The organism is Vibrio lentus (assembly GCF_002875945.1).
Classification (GTDB): domain Bacteria; phylum Pseudomonadota; class Gammaproteobacteria; order Enterobacterales; family Vibrionaceae; genus Vibrio; species Vibrio apostichopi.
In genome coordinates this window covers 1-11,245 of the sequence record NZ_MCZK01000073.1, presented here as the reverse complement: position 1 = coordinate 11,245, position 11,245 = coordinate 1, and the positions used below count along the sequence as shown (strand labels likewise).

The 11,245-nt window shown below is 44.6% G+C and carries 14 protein-coding genes; 5 read left to right on the top strand and 9 right to left on the bottom strand.

Annotated features, from left to right (window positions below; all coding sequences use genetic code 11):
- Positions 1 to 80 precede the first annotated feature (80 nt).
- Entirely contained in the window at positions 81 to 386 is a 306-nt protein-coding gene (locus BCT49_RS05440; protein WP_102434450.1) for a cytosolic protein, read from the bottom strand.
- Between the two features lie 339 nt (positions 387 to 725).
- On the opposite strand from BCT49_RS05440, the gene folK reads away from it, so the two are divergent.
- From folK to folM, 4 genes are all read left to right on the top strand, one after another.
- Positions 726 to 1,223 carry a 2-amino-4-hydroxy-6-hydroxymethyldihydropteridine diphosphokinase gene (gene folK, locus BCT49_RS05435; RefSeq protein WP_102434449.1) on the top strand — a complete coding sequence of 166 codons (498 nt, stop codon included), beginning with the start codon at positions 726 to 728 and terminating at the stop codon, positions 1,221 to 1,223.
- Positions 1,224 to 1,365: 142 nt separating this feature from the next.
- Positions 1,366 to 1,743, top strand: coding sequence for a dihydroneopterin triphosphate 2'-epimerase (gene folX, locus BCT49_RS05430; protein ID WP_102434448.1), 378 nt, complete (start codon positions 1,366 to 1,368; stop codon positions 1,741 to 1,743).
- 10 nt (positions 1,744 to 1,753) lie between these two features.
- Complete coding sequence (gene folE, locus BCT49_RS05425; protein WP_048658458.1) at positions 1,754 to 2,392, top strand: GTP cyclohydrolase I FolE; 639 nt, start codon at positions 1,754 to 1,756, stop codon at positions 2,390 to 2,392.
- Positions 2,389 to 3,105 carry a dihydromonapterin reductase gene (folM, locus tag BCT49_RS05420; protein ID WP_102434447.1) on the top strand — a complete coding sequence of 239 codons (717 nt, stop codon included), beginning with the start codon at positions 2,389 to 2,391 and terminating at the stop codon, positions 3,103 to 3,105. The genes folE and folM overlap by 4 nt, the downstream gene beginning before the upstream one ends.
- Before the next feature lie 77 nt (positions 3,106 to 3,182).
- On the opposite strand, the gene BCT49_RS05415 is transcribed toward folM, so the two are convergent.
- The 6 genes from BCT49_RS05415 to BCT49_RS05390 all read right to left on the bottom strand — a co-directional run bounded on the left by BCT49_RS05415 (position 3,183) and on the right by BCT49_RS05390 (position 7,278).
- Positions 3,183 to 3,536, bottom strand: a complete 354-nt coding sequence (locus BCT49_RS05415) for a hypothetical protein (protein ID WP_102434446.1) — start codon at positions 3,534 to 3,536, stop codon at positions 3,183 to 3,185.
- Positions 3,537 to 3,551: 15 nt separating this feature from the next.
- Positions 3,552 to 4,424: a patatin-like phospholipase family protein gene (locus BCT49_RS05410; protein WP_102434445.1), complete on the bottom strand. Its 873-nt coding sequence runs from the start codon at positions 4,422 to 4,424 to the stop codon at positions 3,552 to 3,554.
- Between the two features lie 270 nt (positions 4,425 to 4,694).
- A complete protein-coding gene (locus BCT49_RS05405) occupies positions 4,695 to 5,249 on the bottom strand; it encodes a hypothetical protein (RefSeq protein WP_102434444.1) in 555 nt (184 codons plus the stop codon).
- Positions 5,250 to 5,415: 166 nt separating this feature from the next.
- A complete protein-coding gene (locus BCT49_RS05400; protein WP_102434443.1) occupies positions 5,416 to 5,931 on the bottom strand; it encodes an RNA polymerase sigma factor in 516 nt (171 codons plus the stop codon).
- 78 nt (positions 5,932 to 6,009) lie between these two features.
- Positions 6,010 to 6,258, bottom strand: coding sequence for a thioredoxin family protein (locus tag BCT49_RS05395; protein WP_102434442.1), 249 nt, complete (start codon positions 6,256 to 6,258; stop codon positions 6,010 to 6,012).
- Between the two features lie 33 nt (positions 6,259 to 6,291).
- Positions 6,292 to 7,278 (bottom strand): permease, encoded by a 987-nt coding sequence (locus tag BCT49_RS05390; protein ID WP_102434441.1) that lies wholly within the window; start codon positions 7,276 to 7,278, stop codon positions 6,292 to 6,294.
- A gap of 394 nt (positions 7,279 to 7,672) precedes the next feature.
- On the opposite strand from BCT49_RS05390, the gene BCT49_RS05385 reads away from it, so the two are divergent.
- The gene (locus tag BCT49_RS05385; RefSeq protein WP_102314247.1) at positions 7,673 to 9,181 is read left to right on the top strand and encodes a DUF3360 domain-containing protein; all 1,509 of its coding nucleotides are present in this window, start codon (positions 7,673 to 7,675) and stop codon (positions 9,179 to 9,181) included.
- Positions 9,182 to 9,277: 96 nt separating this feature from the next.
- Here BCT49_RS05385 and BCT49_RS05380 read toward each other — a convergent pair whose 3' ends face one another.
- Positions 9,278 to 10,420 carry an MFS transporter gene (locus BCT49_RS05380; RefSeq protein ID WP_102434440.1) on the bottom strand — a complete coding sequence of 381 codons (1,143 nt, stop codon included), beginning with the start codon at positions 10,418 to 10,420 and terminating at the stop codon, positions 9,278 to 9,280.
- A 45-nt stretch (positions 10,421 to 10,465) separates the two neighbouring features.
- On the bottom strand, positions 10,466 to 11,197 hold the full coding sequence (locus BCT49_RS05375; protein ID WP_102434439.1) for a GTPase: 732 nt from the start codon (positions 11,195 to 11,197) through the stop codon (positions 10,466 to 10,468).
- Between the last annotated feature and the right edge of the window lie 48 nt (positions 11,198 to 11,245).

The following is an 11,245-nucleotide window of genomic DNA, read 5'->3' as shown; positions in this document are numbered from 1 at the left end:
TCTAAGCGGAGAAGAGCCCCTAAGCTTATGATGTACACTTTAGGGAAGTACCAATAGAGAGGAGAGCTAATTGACAATATTTACTTGTTATAGGACGCATTAGCAGAATAGATAAACACTCGACCACGCCCTTCAACGATACAAGCAAGCTGTGGGTTCAAATCTTCTTCAAGATCTTTGCTTTGATACGTGCCGGTATCGGTGATCACACCGCGGAGAGTCGGCAAAAACCCATAGCTACGCTTAGCTTGATCAATCAGGCTCAATTCACTGGTAGTCGAGAAGTAAGATGGGATTGGACCAGCATCTTCGATAAACATCGGTTTTAGTTCTTCAAAAGCTGTAATCACCAGCCAGTCGATGCCGTTAACGTGATGGATAAACATTGTCTATAAATACCTAGATTCTCGATAATTCTGATGCGGGGATTCTATCACTATCAGAGGCAGAACGTCGTAGAAATTGAGTTGCTAGAGGCGGTAATCCAGTACCACTTCTGGCCACTACTAGGCCAACTTGAAACTCGTTTTTGCCCTCAACCTTCATAGATTGAATTTTTACTCATGGTACTTTCTAGCTGGCAAGGATCGTTTTACGGGCTCAAAGACAGACAAGATTTACGGCAGTAACTGTATTTTCTTTTATCTTCTTACCTATAAAAGGATACATAGCTGATCTTCATCGTGAGTTAGACGTATAGGCTCCTTAAACACGAAGGAAATACTATGGCCAACGTCTATGTCAGCATCGGAAGCAACATTAACCGCGAACACCACGTAACAGAATCTCTCAAAGCACTGAATGACCGCTTTGCCCCCCTGAACATTTCTAATTTCTACGATTGCGAGCCTGTCGGTTTTAAAGGGGACAACTTTTTAAATCTAGTCGTTGGGTTTGAATGTGACCTCTCTGTCGCAGAACTGGTTAAAGTTCTGCACCAAATCGAATCAGAGAACGACCGCAAGCGTCAGACTAAAGCCTACGCTTCACGCACTATGGATATCGATATCCTTCTTTATGGCAACCAAGTGGGCGTTGTCGATAGCGTAGAGCTGCCTAGAGGCGAGATCACCGAATACGCTTTTGTGCTCAGGCCGTTAGTTGATATTGCCGCACAAGAGCGCCACCCCACTCTAGACATCTCATATCAGCAGCTCTGGGAAAGCTTCGATCAGTTGAGCCAGAAAACCGAACCCATCCCTTTCAAGCTCAGTTTCACTTAGCGTTTGCATGACTGAAAAAAGAACGACTGCAGCAGGAACAACTGCGAAAGGAACGACTGAACTCTTAATCGCCTGAGCTTTACTGATCTTTTCTTAAAACAAGCACGTAACTGACTTCACTTTCTAAGGAATGGACACTGTTATGAATCACAACGCCATTATTACTATTACAAACCTGAGACTAAGAACCTTCATCGGTTTCAACGAAGAAGAAAAGTCCAAGCAGCAAGACATCGTTATCAATGCAGAGATCCACTACCCTGCCAACAACCTTTGTCTCTCAGATGATGTGGAGAACGCACTTAACTACAAAAACATCTGCAAGAAGGTCATTCAGCACGTCGAATCTGGAAGGTTTCTGCTTTTGGAAAAATTGACCAGCGACGTACTCGGCATCTGTATCGATCATCCATGGGTGAAATACGCTCAAGTGAGAATTGATAAGCCTCATGCGCTACGTTTTGCCGACTCTGTTTCGCTCACCCTGAGCTATGAAGCAGACTGTGACAATAATTCATAAGGAGAGAGTCATGCTGAATACAGAAGCCGAAAAAGTAAGAGAAGCTTTGCTCGCAAAAGGACTTGAAACCCCAATGACTCCGAGTGAAATGAACCCCAGCCAGAAGTACAACCGCATCAAAGGACTTTTAACGGAAGTGGTTAGTACGCTCGGACTGGATTTAACCGATGACAGCCTCGCTGAAACCCCTCATCGCATTGCGAAGATGTACGTCCATGAGATATTTTCAGGGCTCGACTACGATAATTTCCCAAAAATCAGTGTTATAGAAAACAAAATGTCAGTTGATGAAATGGTCAAGGTATCGGACATAGATTTAACTTCGACGTGCGAACACCACTTCATTACCATCGATGGTTTAGCAGAAGTGGCCTACATCCCTGAAAACAAAATTCTTGGGCTGTCTAAAATCAACCGTATTGTTCGATTCTTTGCTCAGCGTCCTCAAGTACAAGAACGCCTTACTCAGCAAATCTTAGTTGCGATACAGACTCTCGTTGAAACAGAAAACGTGGCCGTGACGATTAAAGCAACCCACTATTGCGTCAAATCCAGAGGCGTCATGGATGCAAACTCTGAAACCTCAACAACCGCGCTTGGTGGTATCTTCAAAACTAACCCTCAAACCAGAGCTGAGTTTTTACGATGAGTGAAACGATACTGATAACCGGCGTAGGAAAGCGACTCGGCTTCGCACTGGCGCAGCAACTTTTAGCGGATGGATATAAAGTGGTTGGCACCTACCGCAGCGACTATCCTCAACTGCAACTGTTGCGCGACAGTGGAGCCGACTTGCAACACGTCGACTTTTATCAACAAAGCAGCCTAGAAGAGTTTCTTCATTACGTTGGGCAAGAATATAAAACACTCCGAGCCGTCATACACAACGCTTCAGACTGGAAGCCTGAGAACAAGAAAGACCCTAGTGAAAATGCCTCACAAATCATGCACCAGATGATGACGATTCACGCTACCGTGCCTTATCTGTTCAATTTAACTCTCAAAGACCAACTGATGTCTGGCGATCAAACTTCAGACATCATCCACATCAGCGATTACGTCGCGGAAAAAGGCAGTAAAAAACACATTGCTTACGCGGCCAGTAAAGCTGCGCTAAACAACCTGACGCTGTCGTTCTCAGCAATGTTAGCTCCCAAGGTGAAAGTGAATACCATCTCTCCAGCCATGATTAAGTTCAATGAACATGACGACGAAGCATACAAAACCAAAGCTCTGCAGAAAGCTCTAATCCCTGCAGAAGCGGGCTTTGAGGAAATAATAGATGGCATCAAGTTTGTTTTGGCCAGTCACTACATGACAGGAAGAACCCTAAACCTTGATGGCGGCAGGCATTTGAAGTGAAGCCCATGTATTGTGGGCTTACTCAACACAGAAACTCAAAAGACTAGCTGCTGCTGTTACCAAGAAACCGTTATAAGCTAGAAACTGCTATAAGAGTGAGGAAGGCATTTTTCTTCATCCCATCCAGAAAGTTCAATGTTGATCAATGATTTACGCTTCTCATTACACAGTGAAGCGATATTGATGATAGGTAGCTGACTGCGAAACTGCGCAGTAAATATGACCTTTTTACTTTCACTCAAGCTACTTCGACATTGTGCTAAAACCGCTTCAGTATCTAACTGGTGTGCGTTCTCGATAATCTGGATATCGGCGTTCTCTTGATAACAATTTATCAGCCAAGACACGGCAGCCACTTCTGAGCTGGTGAGCACAATGACGTCTTTATTTTCGACCAGATCTTTTAGTTCAATTTCCATAAAGACTCTCATTCAGCAGCAAATACATTAAAGACGGTTGCCCAGTTTAGCCTGTGCCAAATGGTAGCCTCTGTCTATCATCTCTTGTGAGCGATCAAACTCTAAGGTTCCACAGGCATTGCGTGGGAGCTCAAGCGTAATGTCGGCTGGGTAAGCGGCCAATTTTTGGCGAGCAATGGTCGATTGCATCGCATCAAACGCTTGGTTGGCAATGTCGTAAGCCGCAAAATTGAAGCTCATTTTGCTTTTTACACTGCTACCGAGATTATCGATAAAATGAACCACCTTCTCATGCAGGTTACTCTCTTTTGTTGGCAGGGAAATCGGTGTCACTTCCTGTTTAAGCAACTCAGGTTCACCCCCCAAGTTCACAGCCAGAGTAAAATCTGTCTTATCTCCGAAGGTAGGCGCAATTGGTACAGGATTGAGAACGCCACCATCAATCAACTCTTCGCCATTAATAACATGGGGTGTGAAGAACAATGGCAAAGAGATAGAGGCGCGAATGGCATCAAACAGAGAACCTGACTGCAGCCAAACCTCTTTTTCATCGGCGACGTTGGCAGCAACTGCGGTATAAGGGATAGGTAGATCTTCAATTGAAGTCTCACCGATCAGACTACGCAGCGTGTCGATGATCTTGTCCCCTTTGAACATACCACTCGATTGCCATGAAAAGTCCAATAACATCGCCATATCACCTTGGTCGATACTGGTGACCCACTCTTCAAATTCATCCAACTTGCCCGCAGCGTAGACACCGCCGATAAGCGCGCCAATTGAACAGCCAGAGATGGATTTTATCTCATAGCCATGCTCAATGAGCCAGCGGATGATTCCAACGTGAACCAAGCCTCTTGCGCCACCACTACCCAGTACCAATGAGATCGTTTTTGCCATCGTACTCATCCTTTAATCCATTAGATCTTTAGTTCTTTCATCAAAATCATATCACTTAGTTTAACCGTAAACAGCGTAATGCTTTGAAAACTGCCCAACCTGTACACTTAATTGTGTCAGTGGAAAAACGCGTCATTCCAGCAAGACTAAGCGCGACTAGGAATCTGGTTACCACGAACGCTTGACACAAAAAGGTCGCCCACTTGAAAGCGAGCGACCTCCTGTTGTTCATTCTGTTTCTGTACTCATTTTGTTTATGAGAACAGGGAATTACAGCACGCGTAAGCACTCTTCTGGCGATAAGCTCAAGAGTGTATTAGCGAAATTGATCTTCTCATCTCGCCATTTCAATGCCGCTTCTCTGCTGTCTTGCGAATGTCGGTCGGCTTCAAAGTAGCTTTGTCTTGGTAGTCCGTTTGCTGGCGTCATCACCATCGATTGTTCGTTCAAGCGAATCGTAAATAGGAACTGACCACGCTGCCCAGTTTGCGCGGCTGGGTGGTGCAATGTGCTATCACAACAATAGCGCTTATCACGTAATGCGCGGCATGTGTATTCAAAGGCATCTTGAGCGCCACGCCCAGGGAACGCGGTATAAATACTGATGCCATCACGTTGCAAAGACTGCTCACCCACGGCTAATTTAACCGCGTACTGGAGTATTCTAAAGCCGAGAACCACGCCGCCAATGCTGTTCAACCCACTGTATTGAATTGCCCCCTCTAAGCAGAGTCGAAGTTTGTCTTCGCCTTCATAGAGAAAGAGATCAGGCGATGCCCAATCACTCTTTGGAATAAGCAGTTGAGTAATATCCGAGTGTTCCATGTTGGTCTCCGAAACAATGAGTGTGTTTGAGACCACAAACATAACGTAATGAGAATTATTATCAATAACTTTGAGTTAGAAACGTTACTTCCAGATGGATTTAAGGTTCAGCTTGAAAGGGCTTAAAGCTCTACTTAAAAAGATTTAAGGCTCTGCTTGAAAAGACTTAAAGCTCTATTTGAAAAGACTTGAAGTAACAGACGCCCGTTTGATCTTGAGTCACTTTGCATTCACTTACCAAAATGGTTTTGAGCTCGATACGGGCTCGACGTAAACGCGCCTTCACGGCTGGTAGGCTAAGCTGATGTTTCTCTGCGTAGTCTTTTTGTGCCATGCCGTTGAGGTCACATTGCTCTATCACATCACGCTCTTGCTCGGTGAGTTTGACCAATGCTTTGGGAAGGCAGCGTTGAAGCTGAACCATCGCAGGGGAAATGTCTGTGGGCATCACAAACTCATCAATGTCTACCGAATGTATCTTCCGTCTCAGTTGGTCGACAAGGTGGTTTCTGGTCATCTTAAACAGCCATGACTTGCCGTCCTGCAATGTACAGAAACGCTCGCTATTTCCCATGGCTTTCAGAAACACTTCTTGCATGATGTCTTCCGCTTCGTGCGGATTTTGGGTCTGTTTTAGTAGCCAGCCATAAAGACTAGGTTCTGCATGATTCCACGCATTCATCAAACATTTCATTCTTGAATCTCGATTATCCGTCGCGCGTGCTCATTCAAAAAACCAGCATGCGCGACGCTCTTTCCTTTACGCTACAACATCTTCTCTGAGTAAATCGCGAACCAGATCAACAGATGGCACTGATCCCGTATGCTTTAACTCACCATTAATCGCAACACCCGGTGTGCTCATAATGCCAGCTTTCATAATGGCTTCTAAACTGGTGACTTTTTCAATGTTGATTTGCAGCCCTAACTCTTGTGCGACCTCGGCAAACCGTTCTGCGGTGACAACGCAGTTCTTACAACCTGAACCATAAACTTGAATGCTTTTCATATCAGACTCCTGTGAACATGTGCTCTGCTGTGATTAATAGAAGAAATTGAACAACCAACCCGTGATGGAAATTGCCACCAGCAGGTAACCCGCGATTACACCAAGCAATCGGTATTGCATGACTTGTTTGAGCATCATGAACTCTGGCAAGCTCACTGCGACCGCTCCCATACAAAACGCCAACGTGGTTCCCAGTGGCATACCTTTGTCTATCAAAGACGCCATGATTGGCACGATGCCCGTCGCGTTGGTGTAAATCGGAATGGCACTGAGTGTCGCCAGTGGCACCGTCCACCATTGGCCGTGTGCGAGGTTTTGCTCGAACCAATCAGCCGGAACAAAACCATGAATAAACGCCCCAATACCGACACCGACAAACACCCAAATCCAAATGCGCTTGAAGATGGTACTGGTCTCGTTCACAGCAAATTCATGGCGCTGTTTAAACGTCATTGAGGTTGATTCAATCGTCGTTTGAGGCTGGTCATCTGACTCATTGGCTTTTTGATACGCTTCGGCGAGGAAAGGTTGTAACCAACGGTGGGCTTTAAAAGCGTCTAAGACAAAGCCTGCAAAAATGCCAAGCGACATACCAATCACAACGTACATGATGGTGAATTTCAACCCAAGGACACTGCCAAGCATGATGATCACCACCTCATTGATCAGAGGCGACGTAATAAGAAATGCGATGGTCACACCAATAGGAATACGAGCCGAGACAAAGCCCATAAACAGAGGAATAGAACTGCACGAGCAAAACGGTGTAATCGCACCAAATAGCGAACCAAGGAAGTACCCCACACCGCGGCGCTTTCCTTGTAGATATTGGCGAACTTTGTCCACGCTCAAACTGGCTCTCAGTGCGGAGATAACGTAAATCAACACGACCAATAAGACTAAGATCTTACTGGTGTCTTCAATAAAGAAATGAACGCCTGTTGCCATTGAAGTACTGGCTTCCAAGTTGAAAATGGAATATGTCAGCCAGTCGGCAAAGTAGGTAAAAACGTCCAACATAGTGGCACCCTCTAAACGATTTACCTCTAACACGTTTGAGGTCGCGAAAGGATGCACACTTTTCTAAATTATTTTTTGGTTTTGATTTTTAGGCTCGATTTCAGAACAGGTTAACGTGGCAGTTCGTTGTTGAAAGTGACTTTGTTGTTCCTGAGATTAAGAGCCTACAAATAAACAGACACATACAATCTACAGCGTCTAATACTAGTCGGCTTGCTCTACGACTAATGTCTAACCGACTGAGACTATTTGTTTTTTTTGGTTTGGTATAAGGTACTAACAACTAAATGTTAATGAATTTTTAATGACAAGTTGACGCATTGTTTTCACTTTGCGTGAGTCAACAACGTTTGTTGGAATAACACACCTTAGAGTGTGAACGAAAGGAATCAACATGAGCAGTACTTTAGAGTCCGTACATATACAAGCAGATAAGCCTCAAGCGAATGAGGATGAACTCACTTATGAACAACAACACAAACCAAGATCAGAATTTGATTCCCGCGAACAATATTTAGAACATGAATTACAAATCATGGCGCCTAAGCGCTGGCGTCCTAATTTGCCGTTTAAAGATTATCGATTCGAGATAGAAGACACCATCCCAGCAATGGCAGCGACCATTGGTAAAGTTGTTATGGTGGGCGCGATTGCTGCCACCTTTGCAGGGGCTCTCGGATTAAATGAAGACTTCATTCTAGAAAACGTTCGTTATGAACTCCTCATCGCCTCTGTTTTCATTATTATTTTCTCTGGCTTCCTGTTGCCGACCGCGAACCTCGCAGGTACACACGGCCCACTTATCCCTTTGATTCCTATTGTGGTTGCAGCAGGCGGACACCCTATGGCGTTTGGCTTGTTGATTGGCGCTTTTGGCCTAATCTTAGCCATCAGTAAAGGTGGTAGCATGTTGGCCAACCTCACCAGTAAAGGCGTGTGTGGCGGATTATTGCTCTACCTTGGCTTTGTTGGTACTGCCTCTCAAGTGAAAAAACTGTTCGCTTGGGCTGAGGGAATCGGCATGAGCCACATCGCGTTTGTCGTGATCTTTTGCACCATTATCTTGTACGCGCTATTGGAACACTTCCGTAAACGTTGGTTAGCGGTGCCTCTTAGTTGCTTACTGGGTGGTACGATTGCATTTGCCATGGGTGCCCCATTTGCTTTCCACACTGAGCCAGGCTTGCCTAACATGAACCCTATGTATTGGTGGGGCGAAGATACTGGTTGGATGCTAGGCCTACCGACGATTGAACACTTCATGGTTGTATTGCCGTTTGCGATTCTAGCCGTAGCAATGTGGTCACCAGATTTCTTAGGACATCAAGTATTCCAAAAGATCAGCTACCCAGAACGTACCGAAAAAGTGCACATGAACATTGACGACACCATGACCACGGCTTCAATTCGTCAAACGTTCGGTTCTCTGCTCGGTGGTACCAACTTTACGTCTTCATGGGGTACTTATATCGTACCGGCTGCGATTGCTAAACGCCCTATTCCTGCAGGCGCTTTGCTCACGGCGCTATTCTGTATTATCGCCGCTGTTTGGGGTTACCCGATGGATTTAGCTATCTGGCAACCGGTACTTTGTGTCGCGCTGATTGTTGGGGTATTTGTGCCATTGCTAGAAGCTGGAATGGAAATGACGCGTGAAGGGAAAACCACACAATCAGCAGCGATTGTCGTGTTCTCTTCAGCACTGGTTAACCCTGCATTTGGTTGGGCTCTCACCATGCTGTTAGATAACTTAGGCTTAGTCGGTTGTAAAGAACGCAGTAGTGAACTGAGTAAAATGAGCCGTTGGGTATTGCCTGGCATTATGTTTATTGTGCTAAGTGGTGTAATGGCGTTGGTTGGCCTTCTACCGGGGATTCCAGCGATTATCCCGAGTTTTCGCTAGGCTCGATTAATATTGAGTTTTGTCGGAACACAAAAAGGCCTCGCAATCGCGAGGCCTTAGTTTTATCTATCAAACCAGTCAGATAAATGAGTGTCGCTATTGGTTCTGTAGCTTATCGAATCCATTAATTCGATGATGAAGCTGCGTGCCCATAGTCAACGATACCAACAGACTAATTAAAGCAATCACTGCTCCAGAAACAAACACCCATTGATAACCAGACATCCAGATGATTCCCAACAAAAATGGTAAGAATACCGCTGCAATATGGTTAATCGTGAATGACAAACTCGCCGTTGAAGCCACTTCATCTTCCCTAATTGTCTTTTTAAAGTAGGTGTTCAAAGCTATCGCAAAACTAAAAATGATACTGTCGATAACATACAGCCCCGCAGCCGCATAATGATCATCCACAAATGCGTAAGATAGGAACACCAACACTAACGCGGCATACTCAATGACCAAAGCTTGCCTCTCTCCGACTCGATCGATAAATCTCCCAACATAAGGTAGAGCAAGCGTCGCTGCTAAGCTGGATACCATAAATAATGCGGCCATCATCGCAATCGTATATTGAAACTTAGTCACCATCAGTAAGCCAGCAAATGCCACAAAGATCTGTCTTCTTGCTCCACTCAAAAAAGTCAAAATGTAATAGGTCGTGTATTCACGTCGGACAATGAGTTTGGTGTGTTGTTTAACCTCTGTATGAGTATTTTTAAACGTGACCAAGTAAACCGCCAGCCAAAAACATATAGCTCCACACGTAAAGAAAATGGCTTTATCTGAAACGTCAAAAAGATAGCTCGCAACCATAATGCACAGAAAAGTCACCATCGAGAAAAACGAGGCAGCAGAGCGAATTTTCCCCATTGATTCACTGAAGTTCTCAGTCGCTAACAACTGTGTTGAGAGTGATTTGTTCACCGCTTCTAAATAATGGAAACCAATAGACATGATCGTCGTGCTGAAATAGAAGCCATAGATCGAAGGCAAATACCCCGTCACAGCTACGCCTAGCCCTAATGTTGCAACCGACAGTACCGCCACTCTTTGTTCTGAAGCGATGAACAACAGAAACAAAACAGTAAATGAGAGCAAGCCTGGGATTTCCCTAACACTCTGCAATACACCCACATCAGCCCCGGTCATACCAACAGTGTCGACAGCGAAGTTATTCATAACGACTCGCCATCCAGTATTCGCTATCACTGACGCGATGGCGATAAAAACCAACATCGCGAATGAGCTTCGCGATGTTAGAATCCTAAGCCAGAGAGTCATTTAAGCCGCCGATTCTAAAAGAAAATCTTGAATATGATCGCGCATGAATAAAGCCATCGAAGAGAGGTCTTCCCATGTTTCTTTATTCGTGTGGGTAATGCACTCAACAAAAACTTTGCTTAAGTGTGGCTCAGCATGTAGCCAACGACTGACATATTTCCCGGTGTAACGCACATGCTGCATTTCATCTTCTAAGATTTTTTGAATCGTTGGACGCATTTTTTTCATGTAATCATCGTCAGAATCATCGATGATCGCCAAATGCAGTAACAGTAAACGCCACGAACGTATTTCAATAGAGTGAACCCTAAAAAGGAATGTCTTAAGCTCATCGTCAAAGTTCATGACTTTATCTAACTCATATTGAACTTCATGTTCATGCGTTTCTGTCTCGTACCCAGTAAAAGGGATAAGGCTGGCAAACAACGTAGAATGATTCATCTCATCGTTATAATGACGCAACATAAGCGGCCTTAATTCATCATCTGCATACCGCTCTGCGATCATTCGTAACCTTGCCGCACCTTTAGCCTCATCGATTGCATTGTGTAAAAGGTAGTAAGCCATCATCTTTTTATTTTGAAAAATAGTTCGAGCCAAACCATTCATCATCTCAGAAGTGACAGACAAGTCAGATACTAAATATTTCTCGATGCAATCCTTGTATTCTTTTGAAAGACTCACACCTTGGGTATCGAATAAATCATAGAGACTGTTTTGTATATTAATCATAAACCATTCCTTTCCTCAGCAGACATCTTCGGCTTTGTTGCGTAATTC

What these genes read in the sequence shown, in the direction of transcription:
- BCT49_RS05440 (WP_102434450.1), bottom strand. Translation starts at nt 386, where the DNA reads ATGTTTATCCATCACGTTAACGGCATCGACTGGCTGGTGATTACAGCT.
- folK (WP_102434449.1), top strand. Translation starts at nt 726, where the DNA reads ATGGCCAACGTCTATGTCAGCATCGGAAGCAACATTAACCGCGAACAC.
- folX (WP_102434448.1), top strand. Translation starts at nt 1,366, where the DNA reads ATGAATCACAACGCCATTATTACTATTACAAACCTGAGACTAAGAACC.
- folE (WP_048658458.1), top strand. Translation starts at nt 1,754, where the DNA reads ATGCTGAATACAGAAGCCGAAAAAGTAAGAGAAGCTTTGCTCGCAAAA.
- folM (WP_102434447.1), top strand. Translation starts at nt 2,389, where the DNA reads ATGAGTGAAACGATACTGATAACCGGCGTAGGAAAGCGACTCGGCTTC.
- BCT49_RS05415 (WP_102434446.1), bottom strand. Translation starts at nt 3,536, where the DNA reads ATGAGAGTCTTTATGGAAATTGAACTAAAAGATCTGGTCGAAAATAAA.
- BCT49_RS05410 (WP_102434445.1), bottom strand. Translation starts at nt 4,424, where the DNA reads ATGGCAAAAACGATCTCATTGGTACTGGGTAGTGGTGGCGCAAGAGGC.
- BCT49_RS05405 (WP_102434444.1), bottom strand. Translation starts at nt 5,249, where the DNA reads ATGGAACACTCGGATATTACTCAACTGCTTATTCCAAAGAGTGATTGG.
- BCT49_RS05400 (WP_102434443.1), bottom strand. Translation starts at nt 5,931, where the DNA reads ATGAATGCGTGGAATCATGCAGAACCTAGTCTTTATGGCTGGCTACTA.
- BCT49_RS05395 (WP_102434442.1), bottom strand. Translation starts at nt 6,258, where the DNA reads ATGAAAAGCATTCAAGTTTATGGTTCAGGTTGTAAGAACTGCGTTGTC.
- BCT49_RS05390 (WP_102434441.1), bottom strand. Translation starts at nt 7,278, where the DNA reads ATGTTGGACGTTTTTACCTACTTTGCCGACTGGCTGACATATTCCATT.
- BCT49_RS05385 (WP_102314247.1), top strand. Translation starts at nt 7,673, where the DNA reads ATGAGCAGTACTTTAGAGTCCGTACATATACAAGCAGATAAGCCTCAA.
- BCT49_RS05380 (WP_102434440.1), bottom strand. Translation starts at nt 10,420, where the DNA reads ATGTTGGTTTTTATCGCCATCGCGTCAGTGATAGCGAATACTGGATGG.
- BCT49_RS05375 (WP_102434439.1), bottom strand. Translation starts at nt 11,197, where the DNA reads ATGATTAATATACAAAACAGTCTCTATGATTTATTCGATACCCAAGGT.